13 protein-coding genes are annotated in these 18,578 nt (G+C 61.0%); 7 read left to right on the forward strand and 6 right to left on the reverse strand.

The window, feature by feature from the left end:
- Window positions 1-14 precede the first annotated feature (14 nt).
- Entirely contained in the window at window positions 15-1,727 is a 1,713-nt protein-coding gene (ggt, locus tag ACQK2L_RS03720) for a gamma-glutamyltransferase (RefSeq protein ID WP_425395587.1), read from the reverse strand.
- 497 nt (window positions 1,728-2,224) lie between these two features.
- On the opposite strand from ggt, the gene ACQK2L_RS03725 reads away from it, so the two are divergent.
- Window positions 2,225-4,552 (forward strand): PAS domain S-box protein, encoded by a 2,328-nt coding sequence (locus ACQK2L_RS03725; protein ID WP_425395588.1) that lies wholly within the window; start codon window positions 2,225-2,227, stop codon window positions 4,550-4,552.
- A 21-nt stretch (window positions 4,553-4,573) separates the two neighbouring features.
- On the opposite strand, the gene ACQK2L_RS03730 is transcribed toward ACQK2L_RS03725, so the two are convergent.
- A complete protein-coding gene (locus ACQK2L_RS03730) occupies window positions 4,574-5,266 on the reverse strand; it encodes a protein kinase domain-containing protein (RefSeq protein WP_425395589.1) in 693 nt (230 codons plus the stop codon).
- Between the two features lie 576 nt (window positions 5,267-5,842).
- On the opposite strand from ACQK2L_RS03730, the gene ACQK2L_RS03735 reads away from it, so the two are divergent.
- The 5 genes from ACQK2L_RS03735 (at window position 5,843) to rpsI (ending at window position 11,720) form a co-directional block, all read left to right on the forward strand.
- Window positions 5,843-7,735, forward strand: coding sequence for a choice-of-anchor Q domain-containing protein (locus ACQK2L_RS03735; protein ID WP_425395590.1), 1,893 nt, complete (start codon window positions 5,843-5,845; stop codon window positions 7,733-7,735).
- Window positions 7,736-7,961: 226 nt separating this feature from the next.
- Complete coding sequence (locus tag ACQK2L_RS03740) at window positions 7,962-9,656, forward strand: choice-of-anchor Q domain-containing protein (protein WP_425395591.1); 1,695 nt, start codon at window positions 7,962-7,964, stop codon at window positions 9,654-9,656.
- Between the two features lie 51 nt (window positions 9,657-9,707).
- Complete coding sequence (locus ACQK2L_RS03745; protein WP_425395592.1) at window positions 9,708-10,676, forward strand: hypothetical protein; 969 nt, start codon at window positions 9,708-9,710, stop codon at window positions 10,674-10,676.
- 155 nt (window positions 10,677-10,831) lie between these two features.
- Window positions 10,832-11,263, forward strand: a complete 432-nt coding sequence (gene rplM / locus ACQK2L_RS03750; RefSeq protein ID WP_425395593.1) for a 50S ribosomal protein L13 — start codon at window positions 10,832-10,834, stop codon at window positions 11,261-11,263.
- A 55-nt stretch (window positions 11,264-11,318) separates the two neighbouring features.
- On the forward strand, window positions 11,319-11,720 hold the full coding sequence (gene rpsI, locus ACQK2L_RS03755; protein ID WP_425395594.1) for a 30S ribosomal protein S9: 402 nt from the start codon (window positions 11,319-11,321) through the stop codon (window positions 11,718-11,720).
- Between the two features lie 126 nt (window positions 11,721-11,846).
- Here rpsI and ACQK2L_RS03760 read toward each other — a convergent pair whose 3' ends face one another.
- The 4 genes from ACQK2L_RS03760 to ACQK2L_RS03775 form a co-directional block, all read right to left on the reverse strand.
- On the reverse strand, window positions 11,847-12,863 hold the full coding sequence (locus tag ACQK2L_RS03760) for a hypothetical protein (protein ID WP_425395595.1): 1,017 nt from the start codon (window positions 12,861-12,863) through the stop codon (window positions 11,847-11,849).
- A gap of 1,054 nt (window positions 12,864-13,917) precedes the next feature.
- Window positions 13,918-15,009, reverse strand: a complete 1,092-nt coding sequence (gene ribD / locus ACQK2L_RS03765; protein ID WP_425395596.1) for a bifunctional diaminohydroxyphosphoribosylaminopyrimidine deaminase/5-amino-6-(5-phosphoribosylamino)uracil reductase RibD — start codon at window positions 15,007-15,009, stop codon at window positions 13,918-13,920.
- Window positions 15,006-15,545, reverse strand: a complete 540-nt coding sequence (locus ACQK2L_RS03770; protein ID WP_425395597.1) for a hypothetical protein — start codon at window positions 15,543-15,545, stop codon at window positions 15,006-15,008. Before ACQK2L_RS03770 ends, ribD begins: the two co-directional genes overlap by 4 nt.
- Window position 15,546: 1 nt before the next feature.
- Window positions 15,547-17,694 carry a hypothetical protein gene (locus ACQK2L_RS03775; RefSeq protein ID WP_425395598.1) on the reverse strand — a complete coding sequence of 716 codons (2,148 nt, stop codon included), beginning with the start codon at window positions 17,692-17,694 and terminating at the stop codon, window positions 15,547-15,549.
- Window positions 17,695-18,224: 530 nt separating this feature from the next.
- Here ACQK2L_RS03775 and ACQK2L_RS03780 point away from each other — a divergent pair.
- Window positions 18,225-18,566, forward strand: coding sequence for an ArsR/SmtB family transcription factor (locus ACQK2L_RS03780; protein WP_425395599.1), 342 nt, complete (start codon window positions 18,225-18,227; stop codon window positions 18,564-18,566).
- The last annotated feature ends 12 nt before the right edge of the window (window positions 18,567-18,578 follow it).

The raw sequence follows: 18,578 nt of genomic DNA on the forward strand, positions 1-18,578 counted from the left end.
TACCTGCGTGGCGATCAGTACCCAAGCGCAACGCCATCCTTGCGCGACTCCGTCGCTCCGTAGTACACACCGCGCTGGGCGTCGTACCAGATGGCCTGGTAGCCGCCGAAGTCGGCTTTGTCGGTTGACAGCTCGTGTCCGCGGCGGGCGAGTTCGCTGCGCGTCGAGTCGTCGATGCCGCTTTCGGCGAACACGGTGCCGCCCTGCTCGTCGGCCGACTGGCCGGTGGGTGTGGACGAGCCCGTGTGGCGCACCCGCGGGGCGTCGCCCGCTTCTTGCAGGCCCATCTTGAAGTCGAGCAGGTTAATGAGCACCTGCACGTGCCCCTGCGGTTGCATGTCGCCGCCCATCACGCCGAAGCTCATCACCGGCTGTCCCTCCTTGGTCACGAAGGCGGGGATGATCGTATGGAAAGGCCGCTTGCCCGGTGCGTAGCTATTCGCGTGGCCCGGCTCGAGGTTGAACAACTCGCCGCGGTCCTGAAAGCAAAACCCAAGCCCCGGCGCGCAGGGCCCCGCACCGAAGCCGCGGTAGTTGCTCTGGATCAGCGACACCATGTTGCGATCCTCGTCGGCCGTGGTCAGAAAGATCGTGTCGCCATCGCGGAGCACCGGATCGCCCGCCTCGACGTTGGTGGCCGCGCGCTGAGGGTCGATAAGCCCGGCGCGCCGCGTTCCGTACTCATCGGAGATCAGCTCTTTCACTGGCGCCGGGTTGAACGCCGGATCGGCGTAGAAACGCGCGCGGTCTTCGAACGCCAGCTTCTTGGCTTCCAGAAAGTAGTGCAGGTGGTCCGGACTGCCGAAGCCGGCCTTCGCCAGGTCGAATCGCTTGAGCATCTGCAGCATCTGCAGCGCCGCGATGCCCTGACCGTTTGGCGGCAGCTCCCACACTTCGTACCCGCGATACTCGACGCTCACCGGCTCGACCCAATCGCTGTGGTGATTGGCCAGGTCGTCGTAGCGCAGATAACCGCCATGGTCGCGCATGAATTGATCGATCACCCGCGCGATGTCGCCACGGTAGAACTCATCCGCGCCGCCTGCGGCGATCTTCTCCAGCGTCGCCGCGAGCGAGGGATTGCGAAACGTCTCTCCATGCTCCGGCGGCTGGCCATCGACCAGAAACACGTCGGCCCAGCCGGGCTGATCGCGTCGCGCCTCGACTCCGCCGGCCCACGCTTTCGAGATCACCTCGGTGACCGCGAATCCATCGCGTGCGTGGGAGATGGCCGGGGCGAGTACCTGTTCGATCGGCAGCTTGCCAAACCGCTTGTGCAGCGTGAACCAACCGTCGACGCAGCCCGGCACCGTGATGGGCAGCATGCCATGCTGCGGGATGGTGTCGTGCCCCAACCGCTCGAACTCCGCCAGCGTTAGCGCCTGCGGGCTGCGTCCGCTGGCGTTCAGTCCGTACAGCTGCTGGGTCTCGTTATCCCACACGATGGCAAACAGGTCGCCGCCCAACCCGCAGGAGGTCGGTTCGGTCACGCACTGCACCGCGTTGGCCGCGATAGCTGCATCGACCGCGTTGCCACCTGCTCGCAAGATCTCGATCGCCGCCATACTGGCCAGCGGCTGACTGGTGGCCGCCATGCCGCGCGCGCCGACCGCCGGCGAGCGAGTAACAAACGCGCGACCCTCGGGCCGATCGACCGCCGAACTTGTTTGCATGGCCAGTAGTACCCCGAATCCGATCGCAACGATGTATGGCTTCATGGTCAGCATGGTGGTTAGAGCGTGGGTGCAACATGTGGGTGGATTATAGCCGAGATGGCAGACCGGAGGGCGGATGCTCTAGTTCTCTCTAGCCAAACTCGTGTCATTTCGAAGGGAGTCGGGCGACCCAGAAATCTGGTTTTCGTTGAGCTCAGGTTGTGTGTCTGGGGGAGCTTCGAATTCCATGCCCCCAAACTGGCCAAGTCTCGTGACTCGGCAACATATTCCTCAGTGGCCGGGACTCGACCGCTGCTCAACCGTCGGGTTCCGATGTGTGGTCGACGCGGAGTAACGAGCTTGCTCAGCGACGAGTGGGGTCGCAGCGAACACATCGTTAACACTCGGCAAACCACCCAGTGGCACACAGCGCGTGTTCCTCGACGCGTGGCAATTGGAAGTAAACCAGTAGTTTCACCTGCGACCCCCCTCACAGGAGGATTGCCGAACAAAACAGCAGTTCCTAAAGTTGCGACACGGGGAAGCAATTCTGATCCTGGGAGTCTAGTTTGTCCGTAGGGGATCAAAACGCCTTGGCGTCGTCGCTGCAGCAGGCCAATGACGCCGCGTATCATCTTTTTGTCGACAGCGTAAGAGACTACGCCATCTACCTGCTCGACACGTCCGGTCGTATCGTCAGCTGGAACGCCGCAGCCCAGCGGATGAAAGGCTACACCGCTGACGACGTGTTGGGCAAATCGTACGACATGATGTTCGCGCCCGAAGCTGTCGCCCTGGGCGAACCACGTCGGGACTTGGAAGCAGCTCTCGCGCAGGGGACATTCGAAGACGAAGGTCTGCGGAAGCGAAAGGACGGCACCACTTTTCGGGGGATCTACACGATCACTCCACTGTACGAAGCCAGCAGCCACGTCGGGTTCGCGGTCATCGTGCGCGACGTGACGAAGCAAAGGCAACAAGAACTGTTGCTGCGACGGAGCGAACAGCGATATCGATCGCTCGTTGATGCGACCACGTTGATTGTATGGGCAGCCGCAGCTGATGGCAGCGTTTTTGAGGACATGACAGGCTGGCATGAATTCTCCGGGATGATGGAACAGGAAACCGCCGGCTGGGGTTGGCTCGAAGCAGTGCATCCCGACGATCGTCCAGGTGCGGCCGATCGATGGAGCAACGCTATCGAATTACAACAACCCTACCACTCGGAGTATCGGATGCGGCGGGAGGATGGCCAGTGGCGCTACATTGTCGCACGAGCCGTCCCGATCAAAAACGAGCATGGCAAGGTTGTCGAATGGGTTGGTGTTTGTGAAGACATCACCGAAGCGAAACAAGCCGAAGCGGCAATCCTGGCCAGTGAACGGCGTTATCGGGCGCTGGTGGAAAACAGCTGGGATGGGGTGATACTTGTCAACGAACGGTGCGAATTCATCGACATCACTCCTGCAGGAGAACGGATCCTTGGCTATACGAAAAATGAACTGCAAGGAAGCTCCGGCTTTGCTATCGTGTTTGCGGGTGAACTTGATGAGTCGAGAGAGTTGTTCGACGTAATCCTACACAGCCCAGGCAAACTGTTTCGCACTCAACGAAAACTACAGCGTCGGGATGGCGCTATTTGTTGCCTGGAACTCACGACAGTAAACCTGCTCGACGAGCCTTCCATTGGTGCCATTGTTGTAAACTTCCGAGACATCACCGAGCAGCAGCAACTGGAACAACAGTACCTGCAAGCCCAGAAGATGGAAGCCGTAGGACAACTCGCCGCAGGGGTAGCTCACGACTTCAATAACATCCTCACGGTGATCAAGAGCTACTGTTACATGCTGCTTAAGCATCGCACGTTGGACGAGCAAACCCGGAGTTTCTTGACCGAGATCGAGAGTGCTGGGGGACGAGCCGAAACACTGACACGCCAATTGCTCTCCTTCAGTCGGCGACATGTTACGGAGGAACGGGTACTGGACCTCAATGCTATCGTGTCCGACACCGAGTCGATGATCCGGCGATTGATTGGCGAGCAGGTGCGACTGGAGATTGTCCTCGCTCCGGAAGTGGGGACCATAAAGGCCGACAAGGGTCAGATTGAACAAGTGCTGGTTAACCTCGTGGTCAATGCACGGGACGCCATGCCAAGTGGAGGAGTCCTGCGAATTGCGACAGCCAACGTGGATCTCGACGAATCGTACTGTCAACAGCATGCGGATGTGGCGCCCGGGACCTACACCAATTTGGTCGTGACCGACACCGGCGCTGGCATGGACGAAGCGACCCAAGCCCGCATTTTCGAGCCGTTCTTCACGACCAAGGAGGTTGGCAAGGGTACGGGATTGGGGCTCGCGACCATTTACAACATCGTCGCGCAAAGCCAGGGTCACATTGAGGTGCGCAGCACCCGTGGCGTCGGCACATCTTTCCTGATCTATCTGCCTCAAGCCGATTCGGAACCAACCGTACTGACAGGCGACGAGCCGATGACGGATGCGGGGCAAGGGAGTGAAACGATTCTGCTGGTGGAGGACGAGGAGAGCGTGCGCTTGTTGATCCGTCGCATCTTGGAGCAAGGTGGTTACACGGTGATGGAGGCAAGCAACGGGCGCGAAGCCCTCAAGATCATGGAAGAGTATCGGGACGCCATCGACCTGGTTGTGTCCGACGTGGTGATGCCCCACCTGGGCGGCCGACAATTGGCAGAACGCATCGCGGCGGTGCGGCCCGACTGTAAGATCCTGTTCGCTTCGGGGTACACCGATGACGAAATGATACGCCAGGGAATTCAAAGTCATAGTTTTGAGTTCATTCGCAAGCCGCTCACCCCCGATGCACTGCTGGCGAAGGTTCGCGAAATGTTAGACGCGAACCACACCTCTGTGTGATTCTACGCCCGGTACAATAATTCACTCACCGGCTCTCCACGACGCAATCGCCAAGAGCACGTCCTCGGCCGATGGAAACCGATCCTCGGGTTTCTTTGCCAACATCCGCTGGCAGATAGTCGCCAGGCCGGCGGGGACGTTCTCCCGAACTGTTTCCAAAGGCGCCGGCTGTTCGACTTGATGTTTCAGCAGGCGCTCAGAAATCGAACCGTCGGCGAAGGGTGCCCGACCGACAAGCACGAAATGCAGGACGCATCCCAAACTGTAGACTGCTGTTCGAGGATCGGCACGTGCTCCATGAAATACTAGTTCTGGCGCTAGATAGTCTGCCACTTCGGTTGCATTCGCGGAGACAGCGTGCGAATCCGCGGCCGCAAAGGTGGTAAGTCCTAGGGTGATCCGACCATGCTGGATTCGAATGTTGCTGGGAGATAGCCAGTCACAACGCGTCGATCCCTCCTGTAGCCGCGCGACTTCATGAGCAATCGACTCGATGACGTTCACCGCTTCCTCAATGGATAGCACTCCATCGCTGCGAATACGATCGGCGAGCGTTTGCCCTTGTTGCTGATCCTCCTCTTCCATCTCGCGTGGCTCGAGATCATTGTCGTCGGGCAGCCCTACCACGTTACCTTTGATGATTTCCCGACCACACCAGGGGCAAACGCCAGCTAGCAGCTTTGCATGTGCAGTTTTGCAGCGAGGGTCCATCATTCACCTTCCGTCTTGCCGTTGGCGGCCTCTCGGGGCGGTCCCAGTTTTGTCCGTTGTTCCCCAACTATCGATCCATTGGCCCAAAACCCCAACCGTTTTGGTCACCCCCCAAGTGGTGAAACCACTTGTTTTCTAGGCCAAACCATGCGAGGGGTGCGACAAAACCCGCCGCGTTGTTCCCCGCATGTTTTCCGTTGGGGCAAAACCCCGCTTGTAACCGTTCGCTCCGCCGCTCCGAGCGGACGCCCCCAGTCAGACCGCCACGCGGTCCGCGACACCGATGCCAACACGCCCTAGTAGTACTTCACGCGCCGCACTCCATTGTCTCACGGCCCGTGTAAAAATGTGAAAGAAAGCGACAAGAAATGCAGGTCGGGCGTCTCGATCGACTCCAGGGGGAGCTAGCCCAGAGCGTCCGAATTCTTGCGAATCCGGCTACGGAAAATTTACTGGTTTCACCCGAATCTGCCGCGATGTGTCCGCTGCCGCGAATCGCGGTTATACTCGAAGCAACCACTCCGGGCGCCGACGCTTCCGGCTCGCCGATAGTCTCGCCACATCAGACGGTACCACTTCGTGTCATCGCTCCATCGCCGCCTCCGCATCGAATCGCTCGAAGACCGCCGCGTGTTGGCCGCGGTCGTGGTGACCAACAATCTCGACACCATCAACGGCGACACCTCGAGCCTCGCCGCCCTCGAAGCCACGCCCGGCGAGGACGGAATCAGCATCCGCGAAGCAATCACCGCGGCCAACAACACCCCCGGCGCGGATGAGATCACCTTCGACTTCGGCCACGATGGGCCGGAGGTGATTCTGCTCACCGAGGGGGAGCTTTCGATTACCGAAGCCCTTACGATCATAGGCAACGGTCCCGAACTGCTGAAGTTTGATGCGCAACACAAATCGCGAGTGTTCCACAGTTGGCATCCCGAGCATCGAATGACCGACTATGATCTCGTGCTACAAGGCATGGACATCGTCAATGGACAAACCGTGCTTGACACCCGGAGAGGCGGAGCGGTTCTTTCCACGAATCTGCGTTTGACCCTTATCGACTGCTGGGTTCGCAACAGTTCGACACACGGCAACTCCGCCTGGGGCGGCGGAGTGCATGTTTACGGAACGCTGAAATTGGATCGCACCATCATCAGCGGCAACTATACCTTGGGTACATCAAGCAACGGTGGCGGGGCTATGGCTAGCGGCCCCGTGACGATGATTGATAGTATCATCACGAACAATCACACAGAAGGACTAAACGCCAATGGGGGAGGACTTCGGGCAAATGGCGAAACTCGTATAGTGCGAAGCACCGTAAGCAATAACTGGACCCAAGCGGAGAAGGGTTATGGGGGCGGCGTCCTATCGGCTGGCGATATTCTCCTCACGCAAAGCGCCATCATAGAAAATGAAACCCGAGGCAGCGATTCGACCGGGGGAGGGTTGTTCACCTACTATGATCTCGAAATGACCAACAGCACCATCAGTGGCAATACGACTTTGGGAACCACTGCCTATGGTGCGGGAGCACGTGTGAGCCGGGAAGTCACCGTTACCTCGTCGATCATCGCTGATAACTATCAAGCTGGCACGCATGTGAGAACCGCTGGCCTTTTTCAAGTAAATTACTTGAACGACTTTGGTGCTCACTTCCACGGTTCTATAGTGGCAAACAACATAGCCAGGACTAGTTCCGCGGACCTGATGCTCGATCCAGAAGGGCCAAAGGACTTCGAGTACACATTGCTTGGCAACTTCTTTGGTTCCGGCGTATCACCAGGGATGGGAGTAGGCAACCTCCTGGGAATCGATCCCCTGTTGGGTTCCCTGGGCTATCATGGTGGCCCTACACCAACCCACGCCCTGCTGCCTGGTAGCCCCGCCATCGATGCGGGCGATCCGACGATCGCTTACGACCCGATGCAGTACGACCAGCGCGGCGAAGGGTTCGCGCGCGTCGTCGACGGTGGCGGCGGACTGCGCATCGACATCGGCGCGTACGAGTCGCAAGGCGTGCCCGACTATCCGGTGGGCGACTACAACCACGATGGTGTGGCGAGTCTCGCCGACTACGTCATGTGGCGGAACAACCTTGGCAGCACCACGGCGCTCGATGCCGATGGCAGCGGCAACGACGTGGTCGACGCGGCCGACTATGCGGTGTGGCGCGAGAACTTTGGCAACACCGTGATTCCAGTCACGCCGGTCGAACCACCAGCCGCGGCGGTGACTGATGCGGTATTCGCTGCGTACGCGTCGCCGCAAACTCTCGCGGATGCTCCCACACCAACGCCACGCACCTCTGGCACCACCGAAGGTGCTGCGGACGACGGATTGCTACTCCTACCGCAGGCGGAGCAGGACGAGCCGGCGCCAAGAAGCCGCTGGTCGCGACCGAGCGAAACATCGGCTCCAGACGAGCAAACGCCAAGTTCTGGCGAGTTGCAACTCGATTGGGGACTCTGAAATCCGGAATCAGCCCCCAGTGAAGTGGGGGCCGCCACTCGCTGAGCCCGGATATTCCCCAAAACTCCGCCCTCCAGGTGCTTGGAGCATTTTCTCCCAGCAATTACAATTATTTTCTTGCGCGCCGCACTGCTAACTCGCGTCTCTCCGCGCGAGTGGCGCTCGAGGGGGATTGGGAAGGGGAACACCATTGATGCCGCACCGTCGTCCAGCGCGAACTAGTCGAATGCACCCACGCCAATCCACCGCCGATCGTACGCTGGCGGTCGAGCCGCTCGAAGCCCGTCATCTGCTGGCGACCATCCCGGTCACCACGCTGCTGGATATCGAAGACACTATGGACGGCGAGACCTCGCTGCGCGAGGCGATCACGTTGGCCAACCTGACCGGCGCGCCCGACACCATTCGGTTCGTCGAGTCGACCTGGAATGGCACGATCAATCTGCAGAGCGAACTGCCCACCATTACCAAGGCCTTGTCGATCGAAGGTCCCGGCGCAAGCTTGCTGACTATCAACGCAGGTGGCGGTGCAACTCAGGACCCGGGCGATGGTTTCCGCGCGCTCAGGATCGACGATGGTGTCGAGGGCAACAGCCTGGTGGTCGACATCAGCGGACTGACGATCACCGGTGGCGATCCGACGAGCGATTCGCTGGGCGGTTTGGGCGGCGCGATCTATAGCTGCGAGACGCTCACCATTACCGACAGCGTGATCACCGGCAACACGGCGGTCAGTGGCGGAGGCATTTACAACAACGACCAACTGGCGGTGATCCATAGTTCGATCACCGGCAACACGGCCACCAGCCTTGGCGGCGGTATCTACAACACGCAGTCGGCCAGTCTGATCCGCAGCACCGTGGCCGGGAACTCGGCCGTCGATGGCGGCGGTGTGTACAACAAGGAAATGCTGTCGGTGGTGCAAAGCACCCTGTCGGGCAACATGGCCGGCAGCAAAGGGGGCGGCATCTACAACCATGTCACCTCGAACCTGATTCAAAGCACCGTGTCGGGTAACACCGCGGGCTACGCAGGCGGCGGTGTCTACAGCCTGCAGACGCTCACCATCACCAATGGCACGGTCACCCTGAACACGGCCCCGTACGGCGGCGGCGCGTACGCTCAGAACCCGGTCACGCTCAAAGGCACCATCCTATCGGGCAACGTCGCCTCGGTGGGCGGCGACGACCTCTCAGGCAGTTTAGCCGCGTCGAGCGAGTTCAACCTCATCGGGCCCGACCCGAAACTCGATCCCCTCGCCGACAACGGCGGCCCGACGTTCACCCACCTGCCGCAGTCCGATAGCCCCGCGATCGACGGGGGCAATCCCGCCACGCAGCCCAACGCTAACTCGTTCGATCAGCGCGGCACGGGCTTCCCGCGCGTGGTGGATTCCACCGGTGGATCGAATCTACAAATCGACATCGGCGCGGTGGAGTTCCAACCGCTCCCCGCCCTGCCAGGCGACTACAACGAAGACGGCACCGTGAATCTGGCCGACTACGTCGTGTGGCGAAACCAGTTGGGCGCGGCCGTCACCGCGTACCAGGCTGCCGACGGCAACGGCAACGCCGTAGTGGACCAAGACGACTACGCGGTGTGGAAGGCAAACTTCGGCGCGTCGATTCAACCAGCGGCCGTCGCGTCCGTGAGCTCAACCAGCGCCGCGGCCACCGACGCCGCCTTCGCGATGTACCTCTCGCCCGCAGCGCCCGAGGCTGTGGATAGCGGCTCCGCCGCGACTTCTCACTCTACCGACACCACGCAGGCTGTCGATTCTGGGCCGCTCGAATCCGATCGCCGCAGCAACGCTGCGACCGGAGAGTCGTCACGTGAAGTGGCGTCCGACGACGATTCGGGCGCCGACGATTCGCTTTCCGAGCAGCAAATAGTGGGCGGGCTCGACGCACTGGGGTTATAATGCGGCCCACCGGCATGTGTCGGGTTAGTTCACCAGAACGGGGGCAGTCGCATGGACGAAGTGCACGCTGAAGAGTATGCCGAGGAAACCTCCGCAGAGCCCGTCGCCGCGCGTTGGCCCGGTATGTGGGTGCTGCTGAGCGGTCTGGCCTCGAGTGGATTAACGCTCGGCCTCTTGGCGATGATCTCCAGCCGCTGGCCCGACGTTCAGATCATGGGATGGTACTGGCTGTTCATTGTGCCCATCGGGGCCATCCTGGTGGGCATTGCCGCGGGAAGCGGCTACGGCATTGCTTCGTGGCTGACGAATGCCAAGATCGGCAAGCAGTTGCTGCTGATCGTCATCCTGCTGCAGGCATGCAGCTACGCGCTCGCCCAATACGAAGAGTACAAGAGTGCGCGACCACAGCTGGCCGCGATGGGGATGGACATGTCGTTCGCGGAGTACTTCGACGCCACGACGCGGAGCATCACTTTTCGGCCGCGTGACGGTAAGCCGGGCGCGGAGATGGGCATCTGGGGGTACGCATTTCGCATCCTGGAAGTGGTGGGTTTCGCGCTCGGCGGGCTGGTGGTTCCTGCGGCGATGATGGTCAAGCCGTACTGCGACGATTGCCGATCGTACATGAAGACCACCAAGCAGGGCGTGCTGCCGGCCGGCATGGCGCCGCGGAAGATTCGCTCGCGCGATCACGAGGGCCAGGCGGAGTACCAGCGCGAGGTGGCCGAAACCCTGGCCGAGGGGCGCGAGTTGATCGAACGGCTCGGGCAATGGGTAGCCGCCGGCGACAGCGCGGCCATCGCCCAGTGCCTGGAGCAGCACCGCGGCGAGGCCAAGCAGATCGAGAAGCAGACCGCCCGCACCCGCGTGGTGCTGGAGCATTGCCCACGCTGCGACCGGGGGCATCTGGTGGCCACCCTGGTCGCGGGGCATGCGAAGGAGGAAACCGAGTTGTCGAAGCAAAAGTGGCCCGCTTCGGCGGAAACGGTGCTGGCCCTGCTGGGGAAACCGGCTGGGTAAAGCGGGGCGCGAAAAGGGCCACTTTTCGCGGCATTTATGGCCCTCTGGCCCCTTGTCGGCCGCACGCGGAAGTGGTATTCTTCGGGACTTCGCCTATTCCGCGCTCCCAAAGAGGGAGTGCCCGATGATATTCCGCGTAGTGTGAGTGTCCCGCGATGAAAACGTATATGGCCAAACCGGCCGAAGTCGAGCAGAAGTGGCTGCTGGTGGACGCCACCGACAAGGTGGTGGGCCGCCTGGCGAGCGACATCGCCGTGCGCCTGATGGGCAAGCACCGCCCGACCTACACGCCCCACATCGACACCGGCGATTTCGTCGTCGTGGTGAACTGCGAGAAGGTGAAGTTCACCGGCAAGAAGTGGGAGCAAAAAAAATACACCTGGTACACCGGCTACCCCCGCCAGCGGTCGATCACCGCAGGCGATCAGCTCGATCGGCATCCCGAACGGGTGCTCCGCGAAGCGGTCCGCCGGATGCTGCCCAAGAACAAGCTCGCCCGCCAGATGCTGGACAAGCTGAAGATCTACGAGGGTGACCAACACCCTCACCAGGCCCAGAACCCTGAAAAGGTCGAACTGGCCGGTTAGCATCGCGTAGCGATCCCATCCCTGACCCCCGAATCCTGACCCCTGACTCCTACCCATGGCAGAAACCAAAGTCATCGACGCACTGGGCACTGGCCGCCGCAAGACCTCGGTCGCCCGCGTTCGCATTCGCCCCGGTTCGGGCAAGATCACAATCAACAAGCGCGAGCTGGACGAGTACTTCACCGTTCCGCAGGACCGCAACGCGGTCCTCTCGCCGCTGGAGCACTGCGAACTGCGTGATAGCGTCGACGTGGTGATCCGCGTCCATGGCGGTGGCAACACCGGCCAAGCCGGCGCCTGTATGCAGGGCATCGGTCGGGCGTTGGTGAAGTACGACAGCGACCTGCACGAGAAGCTCCGCGAAGGCGAGTACCTCACACGCGACTCGCGTATGAAGGAACGTAAGAAGCCCGGTCTGCACGGCGCCCGCCGCGGCACGCAGTTCTCGAAGCGTTAATCGCTCGCAGAATTTGGAACAACAAAACGACCGAGCCACCTGGGTGGTTCGGTCGTTTTTTTATGGCCGGACTCGGACCCGCGAAGTTGCTTGGCCGAAGGCCAAGAATTCTGTTCGATTGCCCCCTCACTGGTCAAGCAGGACAAGTTGATCGTTCGGGAATCGAGCCCACTGCGACTTGTCGTGCACGGATGCTCCCTCGAGCCCTTTGAGCAGGGAGAAACCGAATCGCAGTTCGGTGAAATCGTCCAGCAGGTAGACGTCCACGGTGGCGCCGCTGCCTCCCACGTGGATGGTCGCTCTATCACGGTATTGGTCGGCTAGTCGCTCGGCAACCTCGGCTGACGACAGACCTTTCTCAAAGCCCTCGAGATGCAATTTCCATGCACGTTGCGACTGTTCGACCAACTCGGGGGTCTGCGACTTGGCGGCCACGGGACTGTTGGGCGAGCTTGGAGCAAACTCTTCTACCAACTCAGCAAGGTCCTTCGCGGGATTTGCAGAACTCGATTGGTCGCACTGCTGGACCTCGCCTTCGAGGTCCCGTTCTGCCTTGAGCTGCTGATAGCGTCTCAGCGACTTCAGTTCGTCATTGCCCTGTTGGTGGTAGCGAACCAGATCTTCGAACGAACGTTCGCCGAGCAGATTCGGCTCCAGCTCGACATCGACGCCCAACTCGGCAAAACGATCCACCCAGTACGCGGACTTGGTGCTGAGCACCACGTGGTGCATCACGGATAGCCCGGTGTCTCTTCGTGTACGGGTGACGTGCAGGAACTGCTTTCTTTCTTCGTCGCTCATCGTGGAAAGCAGATGGTAGAGCGCTGCGATATGGCCTCGCTTGGCCAACAGCTGCCCCAGTGTGCTGTCGTAAACGACGACATGCAGCTTCGCGTTGGGATATTCGGCTCGAATCACTTCGATAACCCGATCGTCACGCATCAAGCCATCGGCATAGATCTCCAAGGACGCGGCCTTCGTATCCTGCAGTACCTTATCGCTCGGCGCGGTTGCAGGAGCGTCTTCCTGCACCGGCACCGGCGAGTCAGGCGCTGCGGCGCCTTCCTCACTTGGAGCCTGGCCCAAGCAGAGAGTGCCGAGGGCGATCACTATTAATAGCGCGGCAGCGAACGTTTTGTGCATAGGAAGCTCCTGTGGGACGAATGAAGCCACGATCAAGTGTATCTAGCTACATCGTACTTCGTGTGAAGACAGCATTCTATTCGCTTGCGAGCCGGTCCCACTGGCAAGTGGAACCTCAAAGCGCACGCGCTCATGGCGATGAAGTCGTCGAAGCCTTCTGAGCCACTTGTCGCCTAAACAGACCTAGGACAATACATAGCGTGGCCATTGCAGAACAAGTGTCTGGTTCGGGAATGGCGTCGATGCTCCGAATCCGTCCCCTCCAACTGTAGGTCCTGGGCGAATTATACATCACGAAAGACTGTTTCATTTCAAAGAAGATGAGATCAAACTGTGTCGGGTCAAATTGTATAGCTGAACGGTCACCTTGAAGTGCTTTGCCCTGCGTGTCTATTGCACGCAATACAAGCATCAGCTCGGAATCGATATCAATCACTGTAGGAACAATCACCATGCCTCGAGGAACCGGACTTTCGCCAACTACGAGTCTCATCGACCGAATTCCGACACTAGATAGTTTAAGTTCATCCCCAAAATACTGCGTAGCGCCGACATGTAGCAGGGAGTCATTCCGACTAGACCATAAGAATTGCGTTGGTCTCTGAGAGAAGAGAGGACTGCCGTCGACGGCAAAACTAATATCAACACTCGTCGTGCTATAGACTCCCCAATTGCTGTCTTCCGGCTGTAGGTCTTCAGAATAGCTGGAGACGTCTGGCGGCCAACTTATCACCCCGGAGAAGTCGGTCGCAAGAGCGGCTGGCCAAATGTCTCCACTGTTGGTCGTGCCTTCGATGGGTTCAAACGTACCAGTAAATCTGAATGCACTCCCAATCGCCGACGACATCGACGCAATCAATATTGCAGTTAACATCGCTGCCCTATGACAGCGAATCGACCAGTTCAGGCTTAAGTGGTATGTACTCATAGCAATGCATGATCTTGCACAAACTGCAGAACTCGTCAATTTCAGTTGTACAATCTTCAATGGCAACACGTAACTTCGGTCGATGCAAGTGACCAACTGAGGTGATTCTTTGCAGGCTAGAGTCACTCACTCCCGCGCCACCCGCCCCCGCACGCAGATGTCCCCATCCAGTCTCTCCACCTCCACCTCCGATAGCCCTAGCGAGTCGGCCATGTCGCTGATGCCGAAGCCGCCTACCGGGCTGGGGGCGCCGGAGCCGCCGGTGATTTTCGGGGCGATGTACGCGTGCACTTCGTCGACTGCGTGGGCGTCGAACAGCGCGCCGAGCACCACCGAGCCCCCTTCGAACAGCAGGTTGGTCATCTTCCGTTCGCCTAAGAGCTCGAGCAACTGGTTGATTTGCGAGAGGTGATCGCCCTCGTCCAACAGCAGCAATTCGCCGCCGGCGTCGGTCAGCCAGTTGTATTCACCGCGGTCGACGCGCTGCGTGCGAACCACAATCAGCGGCGCTTCGCTGGCGGTTTGCACGAGTTGGCTGTCTCGATCGAGGTGGCCCAGCACGATTCGCGTCGCCACCCGCGGGCCAGCGGGGCGGGCGGTGAGCAATGGGTCGTCGACTCGCGCGGTCCGCGAACCCACCACAATGGCGTCCATCCGCCCGCGAAGTTCGTGCACTCGCTGGCGAGCCTCCGGGCCGGTGATCCACTGGCTCGAACCGGTGTGGGTGGCGATTTTGCCGTCGAGCGACATGGCCCACTTGGCGATGACCCACGGCCGGCCGGTCGTGACCAGCTTTAGGTAAGGCGCAAGCAGGCGCCGGGCGTCGGCTTCCAGGACGCCAACTTCGCATTCGATGCCGGCGGTGCGAAGCTGGCTGAAGCCACCTCCGTCGACCTCGCCGAACGGATCGCCGGCGGCCGCCACCACTCGCGCGATGCCTGCGTCGATTACCGCTTGGGTACAAGGCGGAGTCTTGCCGGTGTGGCAGCACGGTTCGAGGGTGACGTACATCGTCGCGCCGCGCGCGCGGTCGCCGGCATTGCCCAGCGCATGCACCTCGGCATGCGGGCCGCCAAACTCCTGGTGCCATCCTTCGCCAACGATCTGCCCGTCGGCGACCACCACGGCCCCTACCATGGGATTGGGTTCCACGCGCCCCTGGCCTTGCTTGGCCAGCTCGAGCGCCCGCGCCATGTATTGCGAATCGGAAGAGGTCATTGCATGCGTTGACAAGTTGGAGAATCGTCTAGTTCGAGGTGAACGCCGCGTCGGGCGAGTTCGTCGAGTAGCGAGTCGATGCCGCTTAGGTATTTGTGCAGCGCGAGCTTACCGTGCGTGTGCGACTCGAGCATGTACGCGTCGCGGAAGTCGCTGTAGTACACCAATTGAAAGTCGTCCCACGGCACCAACCGATCCGCCCGCCATGGCGAGATGAAGTGCACGCCGAAGTCGTCGTAGCGAACCATCGAGTAGTAGAACTCCACGTGCAGGACCGTGGCCACGAACACTGCCGAGATGATCAACCATAACCGGCCCCACCAGGGAAACAGCGGTTCGAAGATGGCGACGAGCGTGAGCGCCGCCGCGCCCAACCAACCAACTATCGCGATGGCGCGGATGCCCGGCCCGTACTCGACGACCGACTGGCCGCGATCGACGTTGGCGCGGCCTTGTATACTGCGAGCGATCCACCATGCCCAAAGGAGCGAGACCAGCCACACGGCGGCCGACATGATGGGATCGTTAAATGGCATCTCAGTCAGGTGTCCAGAGTTTGCTCTTGCCGGCCGATTCGGTTTCGCTGCCAGGGGTCCAAATGCCCGACTCGCCTTGTGGCGCCGCAGGCATCTGGGCGGCAGCGCCGGCCGGAATGTCGCTCGGGATCGCTCCCATGCCCGGACCCGCGCCCATGCCGGCGTCGGGCGGGATCGCGCCGATCATGTACAGCAGTTGGTACATCTGCTGGGCGATCTCCGGTTCCTCCATGTGCTCGTCGCGCAAGTGAGTGAGCAGGCGGTTCGCGCCCTCGGAGTTGTTATCCGCGATGTGCAGTTGCAGCTCCAGCATGTCCCAATGCCCGCACGACTGACCCTCCGACTTGGCCCAAGCGCGGGCTTCGTCGAGCACGGCCACCGCCTTGTCGGAATCCTCTTCCACGGTGAAGAGCTGTTCGTACAACTTCGGCCGCGGCAGGGAGGGATCGAAGTCGTCGCGCTTCAAGGCCTCGCGAAGCACGTACCCCAACGCGTCGGTGGCGTTCACCAGCACGCACCGCTTGTACAGCATGGTGAGCTTGTCGCTCGGCAGCGCCGACAGGTCGATGCGACTGATGCGGACCACCGGCGCGGTGTCGGCGTCCACCTCGTCGGCTGCAATCGTGTCGTGCTGCGGTAGCTGAAGCTTGTTGCGCAGCTCGACGAACGTCTCGCCGAAGCCCACGTTGTTCGAACCTTGCTCGAGCAGCAGCACCGCGGCCAGCAGCGGCAGCGCCAGCTCTTCGACACCCACTGCTTCAAGCGGTGTCTTGCCGCCCAGCGCCGCGCGGGGCGTGTTGGGCCAGCGTTCGAGCAGGGCTACTTGCCGCTCTTCGCGCAACAGCTCGCGGCGTTTCTTGGCCGAAGCGTTGGGCGGCAAGTGCCACCGCCAACTCAAGGCCGCGTCGCCGCCATGCTGGGCGTCGCCTAGGTCTTCTTCTTCGAGTTGCTCGCCCAGCGCGTCGCCCAGCTGCGCGCGAAGCGTTTCGAGGGTGGTGTCGAACTGGGCGTCGCGGTCGGTGGTGAGTTCCAGTCGCTCGGCGCGATCGGTCTGCCGGCCGAAGTGCGACACGAAACCCAGCACGTGCGGCACGTCGTCACGCGTCAAGTTTTCGGCTTCTTCCGGCACTTCGCGGTCGAGCAGCATGTAATAACCGCGCGGCTTGGGGCCTTCGAAGCCTTCCAGCTCCTCGGGCGAGAGCTGCATGTTCTGCACCAGCTTGCTGTCGGCGATCCGCTCCACCAGCGCGTCTTCGTCCTTCAGTTCGAATACGATTCGCACTGCGTGAGCCGCTTCGTCGCGCAGTTCGGGGTCGACCAACTGCCCCAGCGCTTCGGCCTCCACCGCGTCGTCGGTGGGAATATCCTGCCGCGCGTAGAGTCGCATGCCGGCGGCGAAGTTCTTGGGATCGGCCAGGTAGCCGGACAACAGCGCGCGGTTGTAGAAGAACAGCGGCTCGTCCAGATGGTCGGGCAGCAACTCGTCGAGCTGCGCCGCGGCCGCGCGCCACTTGCCGGCGGCCGCCATCCGTTGGACGACTTCCATCTCGGCCTTCACTGGATGACCGGCCGGCAGCCCGCGCAAGGCCATACGGTCGCGCAACAACAGTGGCAAACCACTCATCTGATTCATTCGCACTAGCAGCTCCAGCGCGCGATGGTCGTTACCACCGGCGATGGCTTCGTACAGCCACAGGTGCGCGCGGGCGGCCACGACGTCGCCGCTCATCAGCAGGGCATGGCCTACCGCGCCGATCGCTTCGAGCACGCGCTGCGGCAGGTTGGTCTCCACGCGCTCCAGGGCCGACTGCAGCGCTTCGACCGCCGCGGTCGTCTCGCCACGGTCGGCCAGCAGCATCGCGTGGTGGGCGTGGGCCGCGGGGCTATCGGGTTCGCACTTCAGGAACTCCTGGATGGTCGCATCGGCTTCGTCATACTCCTCGAGCGACATCTGCAGCATCGCCTTGAGGTCCAGCAGCGACGCGCGGCCGGGCCGCTTGGCGAGCGTCTGCTCGACGTGCCGCAGCGCCGCGCGGGGCTGATCGCCCTCGATCATGCGGTGAATCTTCTCGATCTCGTGGATCAGGTCGGAGCAACAGAACTTCAGCTTCTTGCCGCTGCCACAGGGGCACAGTGTGTAAGGATCCATCGGCGATTACAGTCGGTTGGGGGTGTCGATCCGGGCCGCTCGAATTCGTCATTGTAACGCAGTTTGAGGCCCCTGGGCCACCCATGCAAATTCCCGCTGCGCGGCGCAAAACCACGCTAATGATCGATCGACGCATGCGTTCATTCGTCGCCGCCGGTGCTCGGACTCGAACTGTTCGACCGCCGAGAGCTGCCTCCGCTGGCTGGTCGCCGCCGGCCAGATCCAGGGTCTGAGCGCCAGCCGGTAGAGCTAGCAGGTGCTTGTCGATCAAGCTTCCAGCGTGATGCATGTCGCTATGTACCGAAAGAGGATTACGAAGCCTACGCGGCCAGTCACGGAATTACCTATGAGCAGGCCAGACAGCAAATGCCCATCCAGCGGCCCAAGCTGCTTGACGAGCAGTTGAAGTGAGCAACCTGGCGTTGTTCCAACCACGGTAGCTACCGCCGTAGCGACGCCCGCTACACATAGAACCTCCTCGTCTGTGCCGCACGACTTGACGCATAACCGAATTGTTATATATTCTACCCATGGCAAAGATCTCCCCAACGACCGACGTGTTTTCGGCCATTGCCGACGAAACGCGGCGGTCGATGTTGCTACGCCTGCTGAGAGAGGGCGAGACAAACGTTACCGACCTGAAGGAGCCGCTGTCGATCAGTCAGCCAGCGGTCTCCAGGCATCTACGAATCTTGCGGGAAGCGGAGTTAATTCGCTCTCGCAAAGTTGGGCGGCAGGTGTTCTACGAAGTGGTTCCCCAACGTCTGCAGGAAGTGCACGACTGGGTAGCTCACTTCGAAAAACACTGGGATGAAAAACTCGACGCCCTGGGCGATTATCTGGACCGACGACAATCCAAAAAACGCGGATAAAGGACACTTACT

This window comes from Aeoliella sp. (genome assembly GCF_965227375.1).
Lineage (GTDB): Bacteria > Planctomycetota > Planctomycetia > Pirellulales > Lacipirellulaceae > Aeoliella.

Coding starts and splice junctions, on each gene's coding strand:
- ggt (WP_425395587.1), bottom strand. CDS start 1,727: ATGCTGACCATGAAGCCATACATCGTTGCGATCGGATTCGGGGTACTA.
- ACQK2L_RS03730 (WP_425395589.1), bottom strand. CDS start 5,266: ATGATGGACCCTCGCTGCAAAACTGCACATGCAAAGCTGCTAGCTGGC.
- ACQK2L_RS03740 (WP_425395591.1), top strand. CDS start 7,962: ATGCACCCACGCCAATCCACCGCCGATCGTACGCTGGCGGTCGAGCCG.
- ACQK2L_RS03745 (WP_425395592.1), top strand. CDS start 9,708: ATGGACGAAGTGCACGCTGAAGAGTATGCCGAGGAAACCTCCGCAGAG.
- rplM (WP_425395593.1), top strand. CDS start 10,832: ATGAAAACGTATATGGCCAAACCGGCCGAAGTCGAGCAGAAGTGGCTG.
- rpsI (WP_425395594.1), top strand. CDS start 11,319: ATGGCAGAAACCAAAGTCATCGACGCACTGGGCACTGGCCGCCGCAAG.
- ACQK2L_RS03760 (WP_425395595.1), bottom strand. CDS start 12,863: ATGCACAAAACGTTCGCTGCCGCGCTATTAATAGTGATCGCCCTCGGC.
- ribD (WP_425395596.1), bottom strand. CDS start 15,009: ATGACCTCTTCCGATTCGCAATACATGGCGCGGGCGCTCGAGCTGGCC.
- ACQK2L_RS03770 (WP_425395597.1), bottom strand. CDS start 15,545: ATGCCATTTAACGATCCCATCATGTCGGCCGCCGTGTGGCTGGTCTCG.
- ACQK2L_RS03775 (WP_425395598.1), bottom strand. CDS start 17,694: ATGGATCCTTACACACTGTGCCCCTGTGGCAGCGGCAAGAAGCTGAAG.
- ACQK2L_RS03780 (WP_425395599.1), top strand. CDS start 18,225: ATGGCAAAGATCTCCCCAACGACCGACGTGTTTTCGGCCATTGCCGAC.